This is a genomic window from Streptomyces sp. NPDC037271 (assembly GCF_055603605.1).
This window is the reverse complement of record NZ_JBVJVN010000007.1, coordinates 216637-237682: the sequence shown is the minus strand read 5'-3', so window position 1 is coordinate 237682 and position 21046 is coordinate 216637. Positions and strand designations below refer to the sequence as shown.

At 72.5% G+C, this 21046-nt stretch carries 23 protein-coding genes and 1 pseudogene; 14 read left to right on the top strand and 10 right to left on the bottom strand.

Going from position 1 to position 21046, the window contains the following annotated elements; genetic code table 11:
- Entirely contained in the window at positions 1–1233 is a 1233-nt protein-coding gene (locus ACZ7G3_RS15995; protein WP_426601635.1) for a DUF4032 domain-containing protein, read from the top strand.
- 94 nt (positions 1234–1327) lie between these two features.
- Here ACZ7G3_RS15995 and ACZ7G3_RS15990 read toward each other — a convergent pair whose 3' ends face one another.
- Positions 1328–2203 (bottom strand): universal stress protein, encoded by an 876-nt coding sequence (locus tag ACZ7G3_RS15990; RefSeq protein ID WP_470926087.1) that lies wholly within the window; start codon positions 2201–2203, stop codon positions 1328–1330.
- Between the two features lie 209 nt (positions 2204–2412).
- Here ACZ7G3_RS15990 and ACZ7G3_RS15985 point away from each other — a divergent pair, with 209 nt between their 5' ends.
- From ACZ7G3_RS15985 to ACZ7G3_RS15965, 5 genes are all read left to right on the top strand, one after another.
- The gene (locus ACZ7G3_RS15985) at positions 2413–3726 is read left to right on the top strand and encodes a CAP domain-containing protein (RefSeq protein WP_470926086.1); all 1314 of its coding nucleotides are present in this window, start codon (positions 2413–2415) and stop codon (positions 3724–3726) included.
- Between the two features lie 56 nt (positions 3727–3782).
- The gene (locus ACZ7G3_RS15980) at positions 3783–4460 is read left to right on the top strand and encodes an AIM24 family protein (RefSeq protein ID WP_470926084.1); all 678 of its coding nucleotides are present in this window, start codon (positions 3783–3785) and stop codon (positions 4458–4460) included.
- A 226-nt stretch (positions 4461–4686) separates the two neighbouring features.
- On the top strand, positions 4687–5646 hold the full coding sequence (locus ACZ7G3_RS15975; RefSeq protein WP_426601639.1) for a threonine/serine dehydratase: 960 nt from the start codon (positions 4687–4689) through the stop codon (positions 5644–5646).
- A 215-nt stretch (positions 5647–5861) separates the two neighbouring features.
- Entirely contained in the window at positions 5862–6839 is a 978-nt protein-coding gene (locus ACZ7G3_RS15970; protein WP_470926083.1) for an LLM class F420-dependent oxidoreductase, read from the top strand.
- Positions 6840–6935: 96 nt separating this feature from the next.
- Entirely contained in the window at positions 6936–7361 is a 426-nt protein-coding gene (locus ACZ7G3_RS15965) for an SsgA family sporulation/cell division regulator (protein WP_470926081.1), read from the top strand.
- A gap of 37 nt (positions 7362–7398) precedes the next feature.
- On the opposite strand, the gene ACZ7G3_RS15960 is transcribed toward ACZ7G3_RS15965, so the two are convergent.
- Positions 7399–7914, bottom strand: coding sequence for a DUF6328 family protein (locus ACZ7G3_RS15960; RefSeq protein ID WP_426601642.1), 516 nt, complete (start codon positions 7912–7914; stop codon positions 7399–7401).
- Positions 7915–8066: 152 nt separating this feature from the next.
- Between ACZ7G3_RS15960 and ACZ7G3_RS15955 the strand changes: the two genes are divergently transcribed.
- Positions 8067–8414, top strand: a complete 348-nt coding sequence (locus tag ACZ7G3_RS15955; protein ID WP_470926079.1) for a hypothetical protein — start codon at positions 8067–8069, stop codon at positions 8412–8414.
- 40 nt (positions 8415–8454) lie between these two features.
- On the opposite strand, the gene ACZ7G3_RS15950 is transcribed toward ACZ7G3_RS15955, so the two are convergent.
- From ACZ7G3_RS15950 to ACZ7G3_RS15935, 4 genes are all read right to left on the bottom strand, one after another.
- Positions 8455–9438 (bottom strand): aldo/keto reductase, encoded by a 984-nt coding sequence (locus tag ACZ7G3_RS15950; RefSeq protein WP_426601644.1) that lies wholly within the window; start codon positions 9436–9438, stop codon positions 8455–8457.
- A 12-nt stretch (positions 9439–9450) separates the two neighbouring features.
- Entirely contained in the window at positions 9451–10725 is a 1275-nt protein-coding gene (locus tag ACZ7G3_RS15945; RefSeq protein WP_470926077.1) for an FAD-dependent monooxygenase, read from the bottom strand.
- Between the two features lie 169 nt (positions 10726–10894).
- The gene (locus tag ACZ7G3_RS15940; protein ID WP_470926075.1) at positions 10895–11596 is read right to left on the bottom strand and encodes a ribonuclease H family protein; all 702 of its coding nucleotides are present in this window, start codon (positions 11594–11596) and stop codon (positions 10895–10897) included.
- A gap of 277 nt (positions 11597–11873) precedes the next feature.
- Positions 11874–12356, bottom strand: coding sequence for a VOC family protein (locus tag ACZ7G3_RS15935; protein WP_470926073.1), 483 nt, complete (start codon positions 12354–12356; stop codon positions 11874–11876).
- Positions 12357–12562: 206 nt separating this feature from the next.
- Here ACZ7G3_RS15935 and ACZ7G3_RS15930 point away from each other — a divergent pair, with 206 nt between their 5' ends.
- The gene (locus ACZ7G3_RS15930; protein WP_426601647.1) at positions 12563–13219 is read left to right on the top strand and encodes an ATP-dependent Clp protease proteolytic subunit; all 657 of its coding nucleotides are present in this window, start codon (positions 12563–12565) and stop codon (positions 13217–13219) included.
- Positions 13219–13821: a ClpP family protease gene (locus tag ACZ7G3_RS15925; RefSeq protein ID WP_470926072.1), complete on the top strand. Its 603-nt coding sequence runs from the start codon at positions 13219–13221 to the stop codon at positions 13819–13821. Before ACZ7G3_RS15930 ends, ACZ7G3_RS15925 begins: the two co-directional genes overlap by 1 nt.
- 51 nt (positions 13822–13872) lie before the next feature.
- Here ACZ7G3_RS15925 and ACZ7G3_RS15920 read toward each other — a convergent pair whose 3' ends face one another.
- A complete protein-coding gene (locus tag ACZ7G3_RS15920) occupies positions 13873–14301 on the bottom strand; it encodes a helix-turn-helix domain-containing protein (protein WP_470926071.1) in 429 nt (142 codons plus the stop codon).
- Positions 14302–14557: 256 nt separating this feature from the next.
- Between ACZ7G3_RS15920 and ACZ7G3_RS15915 the strand changes: the two genes are divergently transcribed.
- Positions 14558–15445 carry an RNA polymerase sigma factor SigF gene (locus tag ACZ7G3_RS15915; protein WP_470926132.1) on the top strand — a complete coding sequence of 296 codons (888 nt, stop codon included), beginning with the start codon at positions 14558–14560 and terminating at the stop codon, positions 15443–15445.
- 58 nt (positions 15446–15503) lie between these two features.
- Here ACZ7G3_RS15915 and ACZ7G3_RS15910 read toward each other — a convergent pair whose 3' ends face one another.
- The gene (locus ACZ7G3_RS15910) at positions 15504–15959 is read right to left on the bottom strand and encodes an ATP-binding protein (RefSeq protein WP_426524277.1); all 456 of its coding nucleotides are present in this window, start codon (positions 15957–15959) and stop codon (positions 15504–15506) included.
- A 145-nt stretch (positions 15960–16104) separates the two neighbouring features.
- Between ACZ7G3_RS15910 and ACZ7G3_RS15905 the strand changes: the two are divergent.
- Together ACZ7G3_RS15905 and ACZ7G3_RS15900 are read left to right on the top strand one after the other, a co-directional pair.
- Positions 16105–16284 (top strand): annotated as a pseudogene (locus ACZ7G3_RS15905) (PRC-barrel domain-containing protein); the annotation flags it as partial.
- 60 nt (positions 16285–16344) lie between these two features.
- Positions 16345–17628, top strand: a complete 1284-nt coding sequence (locus ACZ7G3_RS15900) for a streptophobe family protein (protein ID WP_470926069.1) — start codon at positions 16345–16347, stop codon at positions 17626–17628.
- A gap of 28 nt (positions 17629–17656) precedes the next feature.
- Here ACZ7G3_RS15900 and ACZ7G3_RS15895 read toward each other — a convergent pair whose 3' ends face one another.
- On the bottom strand, positions 17657–18067 hold the full coding sequence (locus tag ACZ7G3_RS15895) for a hypothetical protein (RefSeq protein ID WP_426601651.1): 411 nt from the start codon (positions 18065–18067) through the stop codon (positions 17657–17659).
- Between the two features lie 442 nt (positions 18068–18509).
- Between ACZ7G3_RS15895 and ACZ7G3_RS15890 the strand changes: the two genes are divergently transcribed.
- Positions 18510–18908: a nuclear transport factor 2 family protein gene (locus tag ACZ7G3_RS15890; RefSeq protein ID WP_426601652.1), complete on the top strand. Its 399-nt coding sequence runs from the start codon at positions 18510–18512 to the stop codon at positions 18906–18908.
- Between the two features lie 110 nt (positions 18909–19018).
- Here the strand turns inward: ACZ7G3_RS15890 and mgrA are convergent, their stop codons facing one another.
- A complete protein-coding gene (gene mgrA / locus ACZ7G3_RS15885) occupies positions 19019–20011 on the bottom strand; it encodes an L-glyceraldehyde 3-phosphate reductase (RefSeq protein WP_426601653.1) in 993 nt (330 codons plus the stop codon).
- 128 nt (positions 20012–20139) lie between these two features.
- Here mgrA and ACZ7G3_RS15880 point away from each other — a divergent pair, with 128 nt between their 5' ends.
- Complete coding sequence (locus ACZ7G3_RS15880) at positions 20140–21024, top strand: LysR family transcriptional regulator (RefSeq protein WP_426601654.1); 885 nt, start codon at positions 20140–20142, stop codon at positions 21022–21024.
- Positions 21025–21046: the final 22 nt, after the last annotated feature.

Here is a 21046-nt window from a genome sequence, read left to right as displayed (position 1 = left end):
ATGGCCTTGCAGATCAGTGCCACCAATCCGGAGCACCCCGCGCTCCTGCTCGAACTGCCGTGGCAGACCCCGCTGGAGGAGTGGCCCGAGGAGTACCTCGTGCCACTGCCCCGCGGTATCTCCCGCCACGTCGTCCGCTACGCGCGGGCCGGGGACGAGGTGATAGCCGTCAAGGAGCTGGCCGAACGGCCCGCCCTGCGCGAGTACCAGCTGCTGCGCGACCTGGACCGGCTCGCCATCCCCGCCGTGGACGCGCTGGCCGTGGTCACCGGCCGCACCGACCGCGCCGGCGAGGCGCTGGAACCGGTGCTCGTCACCCGGCACCTCGGCGGCTCGATGCCGTACCGGTCGATGTTCGAGACGACGCTGCGCCCGGCGACCATGCACCGGCTGATGGACGCCCTGGCCGTACTGCTGGTCCGGCTGCACCTGTCCGGGTTCGCCTGGGGCGACTGCTCACTGTCCAACACGCTCTTCCGGCGGGACGCGGGCGCCTACGCCGCCTATCTGGTGGACGCCGAGACCGGGGAACTGCACGCGCGGCTGAGCGACGGCCAGCGCGACTACGACCTCGACCTCGCCCGGGTGAACATCAGCGGCGAGCTGCTCGACCTGGAGGCGTCGGGGGCGCTGCACCCCTCCGTCGACCCGATCGACTTCGGCACCGAGATCTGCGCCCGCTACCGGAGCCTGTGGCAGGAGCTGACCCGCACCTCCGTCTACCCGGCGGGGAAGTACCACTACATCGAGCGCCGGATCCGGCGCCTCAACGACCTCGGTTTCGACGTGGCCGAGATGCAGATCGAGCACGCCTCCAACGGTGACACGGTCACCTTCGTGCCCAAGGTCGTCGACGCGGGCCACCACCAGCGTCAGCTGCTGCGCCTGACCGGCCTGGACGCCGAGGAGAACCAGGCCAGGCGGCTGCTGAACGACCTGGAGAGCTGGATGGCCACCCAGGACGACTACGCCCCGGACGACCCCCTCGGCGCCCGCCCGGAAGTCCTCGCCCACCGCTGGGTGCGCGAGGTCTTCCGGCCCACCGTGCGCGCGGTGCCGGTGGAGCTGCGCGGAGCGATGGACCCGGCCGAGATCTACCACGAGCTGCTGGAGCACCGCTGGTACCTGTCCGAGCGGGCCCAGCACGACATCGGCCTGGACACGGCCGTCGAGGACTACATCGCGAACATCCTGCCCAGGGCCCGGGAGACCCTGCAGCCGACGGACGACTGAGTCACCGGCCCGTACGCGCACGCCCGCGAGCCTGTCGCCGTACGAGCCTGTCGCCGTACGGGCGTGGCGCGTACGGGCATGGTGCGTACGGGCGTCACGCGTGCGGGATCACCGCCACCGGGCAGTCCGCGTGGTGCAGTACGCCGTGCGCCACCGAACCGATCCGGGCGCCGACGGCCGTACGGCGGGCACGGCGGCCGACGACCATCAGCTGGGCGTCCGCGGCCACCGACAGCAGCACCTGCCCCGCGCTGCCCATCTCCACGTGCTCGATCACGGGAACCTCGGGGAACCGCTCGCGCCACGGCCCGAGCGCCTCGCCGAGGGCCTTCCTCTCGTACGCCTCGAGGCCCCCGGCCTCGTCGGCGAGTCGCATCGAGCCCGGGCTGTAGGTGAACACCGTCGGCAGGGCCCAGGCCCGGACGGCCCGCACGGTGGCACCGCGCGCGGCGGCCGCCTCGAAGGCGAAGCCGATCACGTCGGCGCCGTCCTCCGGCTCCCCCTGCTGCCCCACGACGACCTCGCGTCCGGCGGCCTCGGCCGCGGCGTCCTCCCCGGCCCGTACGAGGACGACGGGCCGGGTCGCCTCGGCGATCACCTGCTGGCCGACCGAGCCGAGCAGGAAGCCGACGACCGCCCCGTGGCCGCGCGAGCCGAGCACCAGCGTCCCGGCGTCGCCCGCCGCGGCGAGCAGTACGGCGACGGCGTCGTCGGCCTCGCGGACCTCGGTGGACACCGGGAGGTCCGGGTGCCGCCCGGTGACGGTCCGGACCGACTCGGCGACCGAGTCCCGGACCCACCGTTCCTGCGCGTCCCGGTCCCCCGGGCCGGCCGCGTCCTGCGGCTGGAAACGCCAGGCGTGCACGACGTGCAGCGGGGCTTCCCGGCGGACCGCCTCCCTCGCGGCCCAGGCCAGTGCGGCCAGGCTCTCCTCCGAACCGTCGACCCCTGCCGTGATCGGGCGCGTCATGCGGGTCCCTCCCTGTGTCGCGGTCACGTCCATGGTCCCCAGTCTTCCCTACGCCGCCCTCAGCACGTCGCGGCGGGATCAGGTGAACGACGACGCGGCCGGCTGAGCACCGGGGGCCGGCCCCGCGCCGGGAACTCCCGTCGTCCGGTGGACGTTCACCCGACACCGACACCCCGACCGGAATGTGGGACGAGGACACAGGCGGCACGATGAGCGAGTTGGTCCCCGGGGGCAATGTCCCCCTGCCTGACGGCCCCGTGAGCGTGCGGGTGTCCGGCGGCTTCGACGTGACGGCGCTCATCACCGATGACGGTGGCAAGGTGGGCGGTGACGACGACTTCGTCTTCTACAACCAGTTGGCGGCGCCGGGCGCCCGACTGCGGGGCGACACGCTCACTGTCGAGCCCGCGCGGCTGCGCCCCGGTGCCACCCGGGTGACGGTGGCGGTCAGTGCGTCGGACCCCGGGACGGCCCTGAGCGCACTCCCCTCCCCCACGCTCCACGTCACCGACGCGAGCGGGCGCGCCCTGGCCCGGTTCACTCCGTCGCGCCCCGGGCAGGAGACCGTACTGCTGCTCGCGGAGTTGTACCGGCGCGGTGAGGGATGGAAGCTGCGCGCTCTGGGACAGGGGTACGCCGACGGGCTCGCCGGTCTCGCCCGCGACTTCGGGGTGGAGGTCGACGACGCCCCGTCGCCCGGCGACCGGCGGACGGCCGCGTCCCCCGCCCCCTCCGCACCTGCCGCCGACCCCGACGGCTTCCTCGGTCTGGTCAACTCCGCCCGGGCACAGGCCGGTTCCCCTGCCGTCCGTGCCGACCCGCGCCTGGCCTCCGCGGCCCGCGCGCACGCCGCCACCATGGCCGCCGCGGGCACGCTGAGCGTCGAGACCCGGGACGGTGTCTCCGTACACCAGCGCGTCGTCTCCGCCGGGTTCGCCTATCTCACCGTCGGCGAGCACCTGGTCTCCGGTCCGCGCACGCCCGCCGAGTTCGTCGCGTACTGCCTGCGCACGGAGCGGACCCGGCGCACCCTGCAGGACGCGGCCTTCACGCACGCCGGGTGGGCGTGGGTCACCGGCGGGCCCTCGGGCGACACGTACTGGACCGCGTTGTGGGCCGTACCGTTCACCCCGGACGGCCTGGCCCGCACGACGGCCGAGGTCGTCGGCCTCACCAACCGGGAGCGGGCGGGGGCCGGTCTGCCCGCGCTGGCCGTCGACGCCCGGCTGGCCCACGCCGCGCAGGCGCACAGCGCGGACATGGTCGCCCGCGACTTCTACTCCCACACCGATCCCGACGGCGGCAAGCCCTGGGACCGGGCCGCCGCCGCGGGCGCCACGCGGCGCACGGTCGGGGAGAACATAGCCTGCGGCCAGCGTTCCCCGGCCGACGTGGTGGAGGGCTGGATGAACAGCCCCGGGCACCGCGCCAACATCCTCAAGCCCGACTTCACCCACATCGGCATCGGCCTCGCCGGCGGCGGCCGGGCGGGCACGTACTGGACCCAGGTCTTCGGCGGTTGAACCCTGCCACCGGCACGATCTTGTCGGAACGGGACGCTCCGGGCCAGTATGCCCATATGAAGGGTGACCTCTTTTCCAGCGAGCACATGGTGCAGCCCGCCACAGCGCCGGGCATGACCGTCGAGAATTCCAAGTGCATCCGTTACACGGTGAACGGAGACATGCTGGCCCGGCAGGGCGCGATGGTCGCCTATCGCGGCAGTCTCCAGTTCGAACGCAAGGGCCAGGGCGTGGGCGGCATGCTCAAACGCGCGGTCACCGGGGAGGGACTGCCCCTGATGGCGGTGCGCGGACAGGGTGAGGCGTGGTTCGCTCACGAGGCGCAGAACTGCTTCATCGTGGACGTCGAACCCGGCGACGAGTTCACGGTCAACGGCCGCAACGTCCTGTGCTTCGACTCCTCGTTGTCGTACCGCATCGCCACCGTGAAGGGTGCGGGCATCACCGGCGGCGGGCTGTTCAACAGTGTCTTCACGGGGCAGGGCAGGCTGGGGCTGGTGTGCGAGGGCAGCCCGCTGGTCATCCCCGTCTCGCCCCAGGACCCGGTCTACGTCGACACCGACGCCGTCGTCGGCTGGTCCGCCGGGCTGTCGACCTCCCTGCACCGTTCGCAGTCCATCGGCTCGATGCTGCGCGGCGGTTCGGGGGAGGCCGTACAACTGGTGCTCCAGGGCCAGGGCTTCGTCGTCGTACGGCCGAGCGAGGTGACGCCGCAGAAGCCGCAGCAGCACTGAGGCGCCTCGGCGCGCGGACCGGAGGACGGCCGCGGCGGCCGTGAGCGGGGACGGCCGGGGAGCAGCGGTCACCGCCGGCCGTCCCGGTGCGGCCCGGCCTCGAGGGTCTTCCCCGGCAGACGCTCACCGTCCTCGGAACCGTGCTGAACCGTGTTGACCTCGGGAGTGACGCGCGAAAGGGTGCGAAGCGGCGCGGATCACCGCCCGCGCCGGAAGGATGACTGCCTTGATCGGGATCACGGAGATCGAAGCCGCGGCCGAGCGGATCGCCGGACATGTCGTACGCACCCCGACCGTGCCGAGCCCCGGGCTGTCCGCACTGCTCGGGGTCCCGGTCACCGCGAAGCTGGAGCTGCTCCAGCGCACCGGTTCGTTCAAGGCACGCGGCGCGACGGCGAAGCTGCTGTCGCTGACCGAGGCGGAGCGGGCCGCCGGTGTCGTCGCGGTCAGCGGTGGCAACCATGGCATCGCCGTGGCGGTCATGGCCGCCGCCCTCGACGTGAAGGCCACGGTGGTCATGCCGCGGACGGCACCGGCCCGTTCCGTGGAGACCGCCGAGGAGGCGGGCGCGCTGGTACGGCTCACCGACGGGATGGACAGTGCCTTCGCCCTGGTGGCCCGGCTGCGGGAGGAGGGGCTGACCCTGGTCCACCCCTTCGACGACCCGGTCGTGATCGCGGGGCAGGGCACCGTCGGCCTGGAGTTCGCCGAGGACGCCGGGGAACTCACCGACGTGCTCGTGAGTATCGGGGGCGGCGGGCTGATCGCGGGTGTGGCGGCGGCGCTGCGGGCGCTGCGGCCACACGTGCGGATCTGGGGCGTGGAGACCGAGGGCGCCGAGGCGATGTCGCGGGCGCTGGCGGCCGGCGGGCCACTCCCCGTGCCCCTGTCCTCGGTCGTCACCACGCTCAGCGCCCCGTCCGTCTCACAGCTGACGTACGACCACGTGTCGGCGCTGGTCGGCGAGGTGGTCGTGGTGCCGGACCGGGAGGCCGTCGAGGGTTCGCTGGCGCTCGCCGAGCACGGCAAGGTGTGGACCGAGCCGGCCGCGGGCTGTCTGCTGCCCGCGGCCCGGCACGTGGTGGAGCGGGTGGGCGACGGCGCCCGGATCGGGCTGGTGGTGTGCGGAGGAAACTCCACGACCGCGGACATGACGGCCTGGGCGGACCGCTTCGGACTGCGCTGACGCCGGGTTCCGCGCGGGATCGGCATGCACCCCGGGTCACGGCAGGCCGGCCCCGGATTTTGGTTTCGCGCACGCCGGTGACTGTTGGTTTCGCGCACGCCGGTGGCGGAGTTCCGGGCCGCACGGACAGGGGACCGCCCGGTTCGGACGCGGTGCGCGAACGCACGGCTCCGATTGCCCCGTTTTCGCCGCGCCCGGACGGGGACTCGCCCGTTATGGTGCAAATCGGATACACGATGATGACCGAGCAGGCCGGCCCCCGTGAGCTCGTCGGCCATCTGGTGCGGGCCGAGGAGGTGGGGTTCGACTTCTCGGTGACCTCCGACCACTACTTCCCGTGGCTGCGCTCGCAGGGCCACTCGCCGTACGCGTGGAGCGTGCTCGGCGCCGCGGCGCAGGCGACCTCCCGCATCCCGCTGATGACGTACGTGACGTGTCCGACGTTCCGCTACCACCCGGCGGTGGTGGCGCAGAAGGCGGCAACGCTGCAGTTGCTGTCCGAGGGCCGGTTCCGGCTGGGGCTCGGTTCGGGCGAGAACCTCAACGAGCACGTGGTGGGCGGCGGCTGGCCGTCCGTCGACGTGCGGCACGAGATGCTCGAGGAGGCCGTGGAGATCATCCGGGCGTTGTTCGAGGGCGGTCATGTGAACCGCCGCGGCACGCACTTCGACGTGGAGTCGGCCCGGCTGTGGGACCTGCCGGACAGTGCGCCGCCCATCGGGATCGCCGTCTCCGGGGAACGTTCCTGCGCGCTCGCGGGCAAGCACGCCGACCTGGTGATCGCCACCGAACCCAAGCCGGGGCTGCTGGAGGCCTTCGACCGGCACGGCGGCGAGGGCAAGCCGCGCGTCGGTCAGCTGCCGGTGTCCTACGACCCCGACCGGAACACGGCGATCAAACGCGCCCACGCCCAGTTCCGCTGGTTCGGCAGTGGCTGGAAGGTCAACTCCGAACTTCCGCACCCGGACTCCTTCGAGGCGGCCACCCAGTTCGTCACCCCGGACGACGTCGCCGAGTCGATCCCCTGCGGCGACGACCCGGACGCCTTCGTGGAGGCCGTACGCCCGTACGCCGAGGCCGGGTTCACCGAGATCGCCCTGGTGCAGATCGGGGGCGAGTCGCAACCGGCCTTCCTGGACTGGTCCGAGAAGACCCTGCTGCCCGCGCTGCGCGAGGCGCTCGGCCGGTCCTGAGACGGGCCCGGGCGAATCACCCGTTCGCGTGAGCATCTTGCGGAGGGGCGGGGTACTAGAGGGGCTCTGTGTCCGTTTCCCCGGGAGGCCGCTGTCGTGAACACCGTCGTGCACAAGACCCTGGTGGTGCAGCTCCTGACGGGCGACGCCGACCGCTTCCCCGTGCTCGCCCACTTCGGGTACGACGCCGCGGACCCGTTCGCGGTCACCGTGGTGTTCAGCCACGACGGCCGCGTGCTCGCCCGCTGGACCCTGGACCGGGAGATGCTGGGCGACGGGCTCACCCGCCCGGTCGGCGTGGGCGACGTGCGGCTGCGCCCCGAGTCACGGGGCCTGTGGGACGAGTTGCGCGTCGAACTGCTGGGCGACTTCCGGCCCGACGGGGACCGCCACCACGCCGTGGTGTTCGTGTGGGCCGCGGCCGTCGAGGCCTTCCTGGACGAGACCCACGCCGTGGTCCGGCCGGGTGAGGAGCAGGTGCGCGTCGACGACTTCCTCGCGGAGCTGATGGCCGACGGCTGACCTTCGGGGCCGGACCTCAGTGGGACCTCGGCGGAACTCAGTGGGACGTGTAGCGGTGCCGGGTCCACAGCGGGATCCCGAACCAGCACAGCAGGTACCAGAGCACCACGCCGGTGACGAGATAGGGCACGAAGCCGTCGTCCGTCGCCACCCGGAGGATCAGCAGGAGCGAGGACGTCATCGTGGCCAGCAGCAGCACGATGCCGAGCAGGGTCAGCCGGGAGGCCCACCGCACCGCCTGGGGTTTCACGCGCCGCCCGGAGACGATGCGGTGCAGGGACACCGGCCCGATCAGCGCGCCGGTGGTCACGGCGCCGAGGACGACCGTCACGAGGTAGATCGTCTGGTCCGTGTCCGAGAGATCGTCGTACTTCGGGGTGAACACCACGGTCAGCAGGAAGGCGAACAGGATCTGCACGCCCATCTGCGCGACGCGGACCTCCTGGATCAGCTCCGTCCACATCCGGTCCGCCCGCTCCTCCTCGCTCTCGTTGCGCCCCCTGCGCCGGACCGAGCCGTTGCCGTCCGCCGTGTCCGAGCCCGAGTCCGTCACTGTTCCTCCCGGTTTCCGCGGCCTGCGTCCTCTTCTCCCTTCCCGGGTTCCCCGTACTCAGGCGCCGTGCCGGGGTCGCGGCGCCCGGTTTGGGTGATCGGCGGACGGTTACACGGGCCGGGACCGACGCAGGCCCAGGAGGAAGGCGAAGGATGTCCGACACTCAGCTCACCGTGACGCTCAGCGGTGGCGGTCTCGACGACGCGCGGGCGATCGTCCGCGCACTGGAGGGCGTCTTCGGCGCACCCGACGGCCGCCCGGCGGACGAGGGGGCGACGGTCCGCACCGCCACCTTCGACTCCCCGGCGGCCCCGGAGGCGTCCTCGGCACCGGGAGAGGCGGGTGCCCCGCTGTCCGCGCCGGTGGCGGTCACCGTTCAGGGCACGCCGCAGGCCGTCGAGGCGGCGAGCGAGACGCTGTCCCACGCCTTCAGCACGCGGGACGAAGGAGCGGCCTCCGGCGACCAGGAGCGGGAGCGGCAGCTGCTCCTGGTGCCGTGAGGCTCGCGGGTACCGTCGGCCGGCGGCCCGGGGTTACCGTCTACCAGCGGCCCTCGACCTGGTCCCTGACACGGCGGTCGTAGAGGTCGCGGATCGCCGCGAGCGTGTCCTCGGACAGTTCCGGCAGCCGGGCGGCGTCCGTGTTGGCGCGGGCCTGCTCGGGCGAACGGGCGCCGGGGATCACGGTGGTCACGCCGGGCTGCTGGATGATCCACCGCAGGGCCAGCTGGGCCGGGGTGTACCCCTCGGGGGCGAGCGCGGCGAACTCCGCGGCGGCCTCCACGCCCGTGGCGAAGTCGACGCCGGAGAAGGTCTCGCCCTGGTCGAAGGCCTCGCCGTGCCGGTTGAAGTTCCGGTGGTCGTTGGCGGCGAAGACCGTGTCCCGGGTGTACTTGCCGGACAGCAGACCGGAGGCCAGCGGCACCCGGGCGATGATGCCGACGCCCGCTTCCCGCGCCGCCGGGAGGACCTCGCGCAGCGGCTTCATCCGGAACGGGTTGAGGATGATCTGCACGCTGGCCACGTTCGGCCGGGCGATCGCGGTCAGCGCCTCCTCGCAGGTCTCCACGCTGACGCCGTAGGCGGCGACGCGCTCTTCCTCGACCAGGGTGTCCAGGGCGTCGAAGACCTCGTCGGTGGAGTAGACGGGGGTCGGCGGGCAGTGCAGCTGCACCAGGTCCAGGACGTCGACGCCCAGGTTCCGGCGGGAGCGGTCGTTCCACTCCCGGAAGTTGTCGAGGACGTAGTTCTGCGGGATCTGCTCGACCCGGCGGCCCATCTTGGTGGCGACCAGCACGTGCAGGTCGGGCCTGCCGCGCAGGAACGTGGCGATGGTCTCCTCGCTGCGTCCGTCGCCGTAGACGTCCGCCGTGTCGAAGAAGGTCACCCCCGACTCGGCCGCCGCCTCCAGCACCGCGAGGGCTTCCTTGTCGTCGACGTCTCCCCAGTCGGCGCCGAGTTGCCAGGTGCCGAGGCCGACCACCGATGCGTGCTGATCCGACCTGTCGAATGTGCGCTCGTCCATGCCGTCAGTCTGTCATCCGAAGTGATCGCCCACCGCGTCGGGACGGCTTCGGTTCCGCCGCCCGGTTCCGGCACCCTGGTCATGGGCGGCCAGGTTCCGTGCCTGCACCGTCCGCGCGACCCTCGGTCCCAGCCAGCGCTTGAGCCGGCGCAGCGCCGCCAGTCGCCCGGCCGCCCGGTCGACCCGGCAGTAGAGACGGGGCGGAACGTACGGCAGCAGGGGCGAGTGGCGCTGGCCGAGCAGGGCGAACATCCGCTCCGGCGGCAGATGGATGTAGCGGGGCAGGTTCTCGTACCACTGGGCGCTGTGGCGGGCCGCACTCTGTACCGGCAGCAGGGCCGCCCTGCGTTCGCGTTCGTAGTGGGCGAAGGCCTCCGGGAGGGTCGCCCGGTCGCGCAGCGCGGCGGACAGGGCCATGGCGTCCTCCAGCGCGAGGGTGGTCCCGGCGCCGATGGAGTAGTGCGTGGTGTGGGCGGCGTCGCCGAGCAGGACGAGGTTGCCCCGGGACCAGGTGCGGTTGGTGAGGGTGCGGAAGGTCTGCCACGGGGTACCGGCGCCCGGCGCGGACCGGCCGGTGAGCGGGTGGCCGTCCAGGACGTCGGCGAAGAGCTTCTCCAGCAGGACCAGCCCTTCGGCTTCGTCGGCCCGGTCCAGGCCCAGGCGGGTCCAGGTCTCGGGCGCGCACTCGACGACGCAGGTGCTGCCTTCGGGGCCGTAGCCGTAGCCGTACGCCCAGATCCAGCCGTGGTCGGTCTCGACGAAGGCGAAGGTGAAGGCGTCGAAGACCCGGGTGGTGCCGAGCCAGACGTAGTGGTTGCGCCCCGCCCGGATCCGGGTACCGAAGTGACCGGCGTGGCGGGTGCGCAGGACGCTTCCCGCTCCGTCGGCCGCCACGACGAGGTCGGCGGCGGGCGGGTCGTCGCCGGTGATCCTGTGCTCGAACTCCAGGCGCACGCCGAGGGAGCGGGCGCGGGCTGCGAGGATCTCCAGGAGCCGGTGGCGGCCGATGCCGAACCCCTCGTCGCCGCGGTGCCGGGCGGACCGGCCGCCCACGTGGGCGACGCCGTCCCGCCAGCGCACCGAGTGCTCCGCGAGGGCGCGCGCGGACTCGGGGTCGTGTTCCCGGAGCCGGTCGAGCAGTCCGCGCCAGTAGGTGACGCCCCAGCCGTAGGTGGAGCCTTCCGGGTCGCGTTCGTGGACGGTGACGTCGTGGGACGGGTCCTGCAGCTTGAGCAGGATCGACAGATACAGTCCGGCGGGCCCGCCGCCGACACAAGCGACCTTCACACACACCCCTGGCATGCACTCATTACGGACATTCCGGTCATTCGGGAACGCACAGTAACAAGTGAGGGGGCGCAGGCCGGTGCTACGCGGCCGCGGGCCTGCGTCGGCTGCCCGGCCCGGCTGCCCGGCCGTGGCCCTGCCCGGGCTACCCGGCCGTGGCCCTGCGTGGCTACCCGGCCGCCGCCGTGCGGCACTCCGGGTGGCCCCAGCCCTGGTCGTTCTTGGCGATGGACTCCCCCGCCGCGTACGACCGCCCGCACAGGCAGCGCCCCGGGAACTTCGCCTTGATCGTGCGCGCCGGCGAACCGCCGCCCTTGCGGGCCGCGCCCGGCTTGCGGCGCGGTGCCTTGCGGGCCGCGGGAACGTCCGGCGACGGCGGCGGCTCCGGTGAGCCGAGGCCGCTGCCCGCGGGCTCCTGGACGACGGCGGCCTGGCTGGCGGCACGGTCGGCGAAGTCGTTGAGCCGGTCGCCGCCCACCTGGTGGGCGGGTACGTAGCGGAACTCGACCGAGCGGCCGTCGAGCAGCTCGTCGATGCGCACCACCAGCTCCTGGTTGGCGACCGGCTTGCCGGCGGCCGTCTTCCAGCCGTTGCGCTTCCAGCCGGGCAGCCAGGTGGTGACGGCCTTCATGGCGTACTGCGAGTCCATTCGGACCTCGAGCGGTACGTCGGGGTCGGTCGATGCCAGCAGGCGCTCCAGCGCCGTGAGTTCGGCGATGTTGTTGGTGGCCCTGCCGAGCGGGCCCGCCTCCCAGCGGACCGGACTCTCCGAGGCGTCGGCGACCACCCAGGCCCAGCCGGCCGGACCCGGGTTTCCCTTCGAAGCCCCGTCGCACGCGGCCACAACACGTTCACGCATGCGCCCGATCATGCCATGGTCCGGCGGGGTGCCCGGACGGGGCTCGGGAGACGTCCGTGACCTTCGGCATCTCCCCCCTCGGTCGTCGTGATGCCGATCACCGGGAAGTTCGCGTCCCGCGGGCCGCTCAGGGCCGCGGACCGGCCGAAGGGGGTGTCCACCGGCCCGAACCGCGGCCGTGCGGCCGAGCGCGGTGCGGTCGCCCGGGTCGGAGGCATGGAGCGCCGGACGGGGGTCCGCTTCCTCACGCCGGTCGGCCCCTGCCCCGCTCCGCGCGCCGGCGGGCCGCTCACTCCCCGGCGTACGCCCTCTCCAGCGCGGCGATGTCGAGCTTGTGCATCGACATCATCGCCTGGTTGGCGCGCGCCGCCTTCGCGGGATCCGGGTCGCGGAACATCTCCTCGAGCCGGCTCGGGACGACCTGCCAGGAGACGCCGAACCTGTCCTTGAGCCAGCCGCAGGGCCCCTCCTCGCCGCCGCCCTCGGTGAGTCTGGTCCAGTAGTGGTCGACCTCTTCCTGGTTCTCACAGGTGATCTGGAAGGAGATCGCCTCGTTGAACCTGAACTCCGGCCCCCCGTTGAGGGCGATGAACTTCTGGCCGTTGGCCGTGAAGTCGACGGTGAGCACGGTGCCGGCGGGCTGGTGCGCTCCCTCGGGGTAGCGGGTGACGGCGCCGATGCCGGAGTCCTTGAAGAGGGAGACGTAGAAGTGGGCGGCCTCCTCCGCCTGGCCGTCGAACCAGAGACACGTGGTGAATCCGTCGGTGCTCATGAGTACCTCCCGGGCGTGGAACACGGTCACCACTGTCGACCGGCGCGGGCCGGAGAACTCATCGGTCGTACGGACCGGGATCTGCCCGTGGCGAATCTGCCGCGGGCAGAGAAACCCCCGCCGGGGGCCGGGGCGGGCCCAGAGTGGACGGACCGCGGCGCCGCCGGCCGCGTACGACGTTCTCCACGACTCGACAAGGAGCGCCGATGTCTCCACTCATCGCCGGCCGCACCCCGGCCTCGCTGCCCCGGGCGGAGGAGGGCGACACCCCTCCGACCCCGTTCGACGACCACCTGGCCGCGCAGTTGCTCGCGCAGCGGATCGTGCTGCTGGGCACGCAGGTCGACGAGGTCTCCGCGAACCGGGTCTGCGCCCAGCTGCTGATCCTGTCCGCGGAGGACCCGCGGACCGACATCAGCCTGTACATCAACAGTCCCGGCGGCTCCGTGCACGCGGGGCTCGCCATCTACGACACGATGCGGCTGATCCCCAACGACGTCTCGACGCTCGTCATGGGGTTCGCCGCCAGCATGGGGCAGTTCCTGCTGAGCGTCGGCACCGCGGGCAAGCGGTACGCCCTGCCGAACGCGCGCGTCATGATGCACCAGCCGTCGGGAGGCATCGGCGGCACCACCGCCGACATCGAGATCCAGGCGGAGAGCCTGGAGTTCACCAAGCGGACCATCGAGCGGATCACCGCCGAGCACACCGGCCAGAGCCCGGAGACCATCTCCCGGGACGGCGACCGGGACCGCTGGTTCACGGCCGAGCAGGCCAGGGAGTACGGGATGGTGGACCGGGTCCTGGAGTCCCTCGCGGACGTCCGCCCGGCCACGACGCGACCGAGGATGGGGCTGCGGTGATGGGGACGTACACGATTCCGAACGTCATCGAGCGGACCCCGCAGGGCGAGCGGTCCTTCGACGTGTTCAGCCGGCTGCTGAACGAGCGGATCATCTTTCTCGGCACCGAGATCGACGACGGCGTCGCCAACGTCGTCATCGCGCAGCTCCTCCATCTGGAGTCGGCGGCCCCGGAGTCCGAGATCGCGGTCTACATCAACTCGCCCGGCGGCTCGTACACCTCGCTGATGGCGATCTACGACACCATGACGTTCGTGCAGGCGCCGATCTCCACGTTCTGCGTCGGGCAGGCGGCCTCCACGGCGGCCGTGCTGCTGGCCGGCGGGGATCCGGGGCGGCGGTTCGTGCTGGAGCACTCGCGGGTGCTGCTCGGCCAGCCGGCCACCGGCGGACAACGCGGCACGGCGTCCGATCTGGCGCTCCAGGCCAAGGAGATGGTGCGGATCCGCTCCCAGGTGGAGGGAGTGCTGGCGCGGCACACGGGCCACGACGTGGCGACGCTGCGCGCGGACACGGACCGCGACAAGGTGTTCACCGCCGAGGAGGCGGTGGCGTACGGGCTGGCCGACGAAGTGCTCAGCCGGCGTCTGGTGAGGGTGTGAGGGGCCGGGCCGGCGCGTCGCCGTCCGCGAGGCGCCGGCCCGTGCGGGCGGTCAGGCGGCCAGGCACATTCCGTCGTACCGGGCACCGGACGTACCACCGACCCGGCCGGCGCCGGTGTGCCGGGAGGTGAGGCGGACCAGCTCTCCGTGGGCCCGCGCCAGCAGGTCGCCGAGGCCCAGGCCGAGAGCGCCCGCGGCGGCGGCCAGCACCTCCGACGACGCCTCCTTGCGGCCGCGCTCCACCTCCGACAGATACGGCATGGAGATCCGGGCCGCCTCCGCCACCTCCTTCAGGGTGCGTTCCTGGGCGAGGCGTTCACGGCGCAGGACGTCGCCGACGAGATCGCGCCACAAGGGCTCTCTGCCGGTGGGCGACCTCCGCTCCGGGGGAACCGGCGAGGCGGCGGGGCGGGCTCCAGGGCGCGCGGTCTGCGGGCGCAGCGCGATGATGCGGGCTTCGTTCGGCACGTGGCTGGTCACCTCCTCAGCCTAGGATCCCTGCCGCACGAGGGAAGGGGGCGGCGTTCCGCCCAGAGGGAAACCGGAGGGGAAGCACCGGGTGCCGGTCGCCGCCCACGGGACTACGCTGAGGAGGAACACATCACCCCGCGATGACGCAGCGGCACCGAGTTCTCGCCACCCGTGAAGACGGGGGGCTTGCGCCGCCGTGGCCCGGGTACCCGCAAGCGGGAAGAACCTAGGGAGACGTCGAACCGTGACTTTCGTGGGAGAGGTAATGGAGTCCGCCGTGATCCGGCCGGAAGCACAGGTCGTCGAGAAGACCACCGGGAGCAGGACGGGCGGCGGATCACTGCCGGGTGTCGGGGACCCGCGCACCGTGGCTCCGCGTGACGCACGGCAGCTGTCCCGTCAGTTCTTCCGGCGCATGGCGGAACTCGAAGAGGGCACGCACGAGTACCAGTACGCGCGCAACACGCTGATCGAGATGAACATGTCGCTCGTGCGGTTCGCCGCCGGCCGCTTCCGCGGTCGCGGGGACGACATGGAGGACGTCGTCCAGACCGGCATGATCGGCCTGATCAAGGCCATCGACCGGTTCGAGCTGTCGCGCGAGGTGGAGTTCACGTCCTTCGCGCTGCCGTACATCGTCGGCGAGATCAAGCGCTTCTTCCGCGACACCACCTGGGCGGTGCACGTGCCCCGGCGCCTGCAGGAGCTGCGCGTGGAGCTGGCCAAGGCCCGCGAGGAGCTCTCCTCCCGACTGGACCGGGAACCCACCGTCGCCGAACTCGCCACGCTGATGAACATCAGTGAGAGCGAGGTGGTCGAGGGCCAGATCGCGTCCAACGGCTACAACTCCTCGTCGCTGGACGCCGCGCTGACCGGGGACGGGCCCGAGAACGGCGAGTCGGTGCTGGCCGACTTCATCGGCGTGGAGGAGGACGGGCTGCGGCTCGTCGAGGACTTCCATTCGCTCGCCCCGCTGATGGCCGAGCTCAGCGAGCGCGACCGGCAGATCATCCACATGCGGTTCGTGGAGGAGGCCACCCAGGCGGAGATCGGCGAGCGGCTCGGCTGCTCGCAGATGCACGTGTCCCGGCTGATCAAGCGGATCATCACCCGGCTGCGCGAGGGCATGCTGGGCGAACTCGGCTGCGCCTGACGGCAACCGGCAGGCGGGGCGCCCCACGCTCGGGACGTTCAGGAACGGTGTGGCACGGTCATGCTTCGGTGAGGGGCACCACGGCGCGCACCCGTTTGCCGACCGGTACCTGCTCGACGACGACCGCCTCCGCCAGGGCGTGGACGATCTCCAGGCCGTGCCGGCCGACGCGTTCGGGGTCGCGGGGGAAGCGCTGGGGCACCGCCCCGCTGCTGTCGTAGACGGTCACCGCCACGGAGCCGCCCGTGCCCTCCAGCTCCAGGATGTACGGTCCTTTGCTGTGCCGGTCTGCGTTGGTGATCAGCTCGCTCACCACCAGCAGTACCGCGCCGTCGGCGCGCTGGCCGATCGTGGCGCACCACTCGGTCCTCAACTGGTCGAGGAAGAGCGAGGCGAAGGCACGCGCCTGCGCTATGCATCCCGGCTCACCGGAGTAGTGTGCCGCCCGCCTCAGCGGTTCAACGGGTACGTCGAAACCAGTCGGTATCACTGCCCCGTCCAGGTACTCGGTCATGCGTTTCTCTCTCGGAAGCCGGACTGGCCGGACACTGCTGCACCTGTCCTCGTACCCCGAGCCCGGCCTCACAGTCCCCGCGTCTTCGTACTGCGGGCATCGTCACAGTGGCGCGGGGAACCCGACGGTGCGGGAAGGGGGTGCGATGAACGAACTGATGACCGCGCGAAGTCTCACCACCCGGCCCGTGGTCACGCTCGGCGGCGACGCCGTCGCGCACGTCAAGGACACCGTATGCGACGCCGCCGCGAGCCGGATCACCGGTTTCACCCCGACCGTGCGGGGACCGTTCTCCCGGCCGGCGCACAAAAGTCCCCCTCGCTCCGGCCGACGCGGACGGCCCTGCCGGCGGGCGCGCCCGCCGGGTGCTGCCTAGCGTGGCAGCGTGAGCTCGCGAACCCCCTCCGCCCCTTCCGGCCGGGCAGTCGCCCGTCACGGCTGGTTCCAGGCCCTGGGTACGGTGCTGGCCGGGCTGGTCGCCATGGGAGTCGTGGCCGCGCTCGGACTGTGGGCGGCCGGGGCCGCGGACCTGCCCGACAACGCCTTCCCCCGGGTCGTCGCGGCGACCGTCGTCACCGCCGTGGGCGGCGCGCTGGAACTGTCCGGCGACGCCGGAGGGTTCGCCGACACCGACGCCGGGCTGGCCGTGCTCCCGCTGTCCGTCACCCTGACCGGTGCCCTGGTGATCGCCCGGTGTTTCCTGCGGCCCCTGCGCCACCGGGCCGTCGCCGGCGCCGGCGAGCTGGCCGGCTGGGCCGGGCGGATCGCCGTCCTGTGGCTGCTCGCCCTCCTCGGGCTGGCCTTCGCCGCCCGCCAGACCTTCGAGGTCTCCCTCGGGGAAGGCGTCCTGGACGACCTCGGCGACCTGTTCGGCGTCGAGCCGACGGTCGGCTTCACCACGGACGTGCCGCTGACCGTCCTCTTCGGACTGCTGTGGCTGGCGGGCGTCCTCGTACTGGCCCTGCTCGTCTCACGCGGGGCCCCGCTGCCCGGGCGGCTGCCGCGCCTGCGGACGTCGGTGCGGCCGGCGGCGTACGCGATGGTCGCGCTGCTGCTCGCGTACGTCGTCGTCGGCGTCGTCGTCGCGCTGGTCGTCGCCGGAACGCGGGGGCATCCGGCGGACACCTTCGCCGTACTGCTGCTCGGGCTGCCGAACCTGGCGTGGCTCGCGCTGACGATCGGCCTCGGCGCCTCCTGGGAGGGGCGGGTGGAGGGGCCGTTCGGGCTGCCGGTGCCGCACGTGCTCGACGAGGTGCTGCGGACACCGGACGTCTCGACCCTGAACCTGCGAACGCTCGCCGAACACGACGGACGGTGGTGGTGGCTCCTGGTCGTCGCGGCGGTCCTGCTCCTGGCGGCCGGGTCCGTACTCGCGTTCCGCTCCCCGGACCGGATGCCGGCGTGGTCGCACGCCGTGCACATGGCCGTGGCGCTGGCGCTCACGGTCCTCATGACCGGCCTTGTCGGCCGGATCTCCGCGCACTACGGCCTGTCGGTGCTCGGCATCGGCGACCTTGGCGGCGGACTGTCCGGGCAGCTGTTCCTGCGCCCGCGGCTGTGGAGCGCCGTCGGTCTCGCCCTGCTGTGGGGCCTGGTCACCGGGTTCCTCGGCGCGTTGCTCGCGCGGTGGGCGGGACGGCGGGGTGACCGCGCCCCGGCCGGGCCGTAGGAGCGCCGCGGGAGGACACTCGGGCGACTCAGGCGACGGGGACGACGAGGGGCGGGGAGGCCCGCTGCATGCGCAACGCGTCCACGGACTCGGCCATCAGTTCGTACTCGGTGGTGTCGTCACTGGTGGCGATCCGGACCAGGCGCCCCGCCGCCAACTCCTCGGCGACCAGCTCCTGTTGGACGACGTCGGCGCACCAGGTGCGCAGGACGCGCGGTACGTCCGGTGCGTCGTCGGCGACCGGGGTCAGGGCACCGCGCGGTAAGTGGGGGGTGTCGGGCTGCGGATCCAGCCGCTCGGCCATCCACGAGGCACGGTCGCGCAGCCACCACAGGGCGAGGGCGAGGGTGGGAGCCCGGTAGGTTCCCAGGGGTACACCGATGCGTCGGCCGTCACAGACACCGTAGGCGGTGACATGGCACAGGAACTCGTCGTGCACTGCTCCCCTCCCCCGCCGCCCCGCCCGCCTGCCGGTCGGGCCTGGCGTCCGCGCGGCTCGTGTGCTGTGCGTGAGGGCGCTGTCGCATGGTGTGAGACGCCCCTAGAGGTGAGTATGTTCACTACTGAACCACTGTCACCATGAATTTCCGGCCAGTCTCCTGGCATATTCACGGCAGTTGGTGGCCGAAACCCTGCGGCGCGGGACCCTGCCGTCTCCACTCCGAAGTCCCCCGCACTTCACGCCTCCGAAGTGCGCCGCCATCACGCCCCCGGGTGCGCCGCCTCCGCGCCCCCCGGAGGCACGTCGTCATGACTCCCGGGGTAATCGACGCCGCCGACGGGTCCGGGCAGGGTTGCGGTACCGGGTCGCCGCGACCGGGATCCGGTACCTGACCAGCGCCTGCACCGCGCGCACCACACTTTGACGGAGGCTGATCACGATGTCCGCACCCACCCGCCGCTACGAGGATGCCGTCGCCCGCTACTTCGAGGCCTGGAACGCCGCCCCGGAGGCTCGGGCCAAGGCGGTCGCCGCGGCCTGGACCAATGACGGCGGCTACACCGACCCCCTCGCCGACGTCCGCGGCCACGAGCAGATCGCGGCCGTGATCGCGGCGGCGCACGAGCAGTTCCCCGGCTTCGTCTTCCGGCTCTCCGGCTCCGTGGACGGGCACCACGACACGGCGCGCTTCTCCTGGGAGCTGGTGAGCCAGGCCGAGGGTGCCCCCTCGGGGGAAGGTTCGGCGCCCGTGGCCGGATCCGACGTGGTCACGCTGGACGGCGAGGGCCGGATCCGGGCCGTGTACGGCTTCCTGGACCGGGTGCCCGAGGGGGCGTGACGCTTCGTCGGGGATTCCCGGCGTCGCCCCCAGGGCCTTGCGAACGCCGACGATCCCGGAGGGGGTGGCCCGCCTCCGGGATCGTCCGGGCGCGTTCTTCCGGGCGCGTTCTACGGGGTGACGATCTTGTCGATCCGGGCCAGTTCGTCGGAGCCGAAGTCCAGGTTCCCGATGGCCGACACGCTGTCCTCCAGCTGCCGCGGGCTGCTCGCGCCGACCAGGGCGGAGGTCACTCGGCCCTCGCGCAGCACCCACGCCAGGGCCATCTGGGCCAGCGACTGGCCGCGGGACTTCGCGATCTCGTCCAGGGCGCGCAGCTTGCCGACCAGCTCCTCGGTGACCGCGTCGGAGTTCAGGAAGGGGCTGTCGCTCGCGGCGCGCGAGTCCTCCGGGATGCCGTCGAGGTAGCGGCCGGTCAGCAGGCCCTGCTCCAGCGGGGAGTAGGCGATGGAACCGACCTGGAGCTCGTCGAGTGCGTCGAGCAGGCCGCTGGTCTCGGGGCGGCGGTCGAGCATGGAGTAGCGCGGCTGGTGGATCAGCAGCGGGGTGCCCAGCTCGCCGAGGATGCGGGCGGCCTCGCGGGTCTGCTCCGGGGAGTAGTTGGAGACGCCGACGTAGAGCGCCTTGCCCTGCTGCACCGCCGTGTGCAGGGCGCCCATCGTCTCCTCCAGGGGAGTCTCGGGGTCGGGGCGGTGCGAGTAGAAGACGTCGACGTAGTCCAGGCCCATCCGGGTCAGGCTCTGGTCGAGGGAGGACAGCAGGTACTTGCGCGAGCCCCACTCGCCGTACGGGCCGGGCCACATCAGGTAACCGGCCTTGGTGGAGATGACCAGCTCGTCGCGGTACGGCGCGAAGTCGGCCCTGAGCGCCTCGCCCAGGGCGGACTCGGCGGCGCCGGGCGGCGGGCCGTAGTTGTTGGCGAGGTCGAAGTGGGTGACGCCGAGGTCGAAGGCGCGGCGCAGGATGGCGCGCTGGGTCTCGACGGGGCGGTCCGGGCCGAAGTTGTGCCACAGGCCGAGCGAGAGCGCGGGGAGCTTCAGGCCGCTGCGTCCGGTGCGCCGGTAGGGCATGTCCGCGTAGCGGTCGGGGTGTGCGGTGTACAACGCGACTCCAGAGGGGTTGGCACCCGGGGTGCGGGGCTTGGGCGGAACCGTGTCCCACTCTGTCGTGACCTGCGTGCAGTGGTCCAACAGAAGAATCCGATGGGATTGTGCGGTTACGCTTCTCAGTCATGGAACTGCGTCACCTCCAGCACTTCGTCGCGGTCGCCGAGGACCAGCACTTCACTCGCGCGGCCGAACGGCTGCTGGTCTCCCAGTCCGGCCTGTCGGCGTCCATCCGGGCACTGGAGCGGGAGCTGCGGGCGCCGCTGTTCGTGCGCACGACCCGCCGGGTGACGCTGACGGAGGCCGGGCGCGCCCTGCTGGGCGAGGCGGAGCGGATCCTCGCCCAGGTGCGCTCGGCGCACGAGGCGGTCGCCGCGGTGCAGGGTGTGCTGCGCGGCACGCTGTCGCTGGGCACCGAGCAGTGCATCGCCGGAGTGCCCGTGGCGGGGCTGCTGGCAGCGTTCCGCAGGGAGCATCCGGACGTGGAGATCCGGTTGCGGCAGGCGGGCTCCGGCGAGCTGGCGGAGGAGGTCGCGGCCGGGCGGCTCGACCTGGCCTTCGCCTACCGGACGCAGGCGGACACGGACCAGCTGCGGTCCGTCTCGCTGGCCGGTGAGCCGATGACCGTGCTCTGCCATCCCGGCCACCGCCTGGCGACGGTCGGGGCGGTGCTGACCCCGCACGATCTCGCCGACGAGGTCTTCGTCGACTTCCACCCCGACTGGGGTCCGCGCCGCGTCACCGACACCGCCTTCGCCGCGGCGGGCGTCAGGCGGACCGTCGCGCTGGAGGTGAACGACGTGCACGGTCTGCTGGACCTGCTCGACGAGAACCTCGGCATCGCGGTCGTGCCGCGCCACTTCCGGCACAAGCGGGCCTCCCTCACCTCGCTGCCGCTGAAGGACTCCGACGACACCGCGTACGAGACGATCGCGCTGCTGCCGCCGGCGCAGGCCACCAGCCCGGCGGCGCGGGCCCTGATGGGACTGCTGGAAGCGGGGAGCGCGTGAGGGCGGACTGCGCGATGGTGGA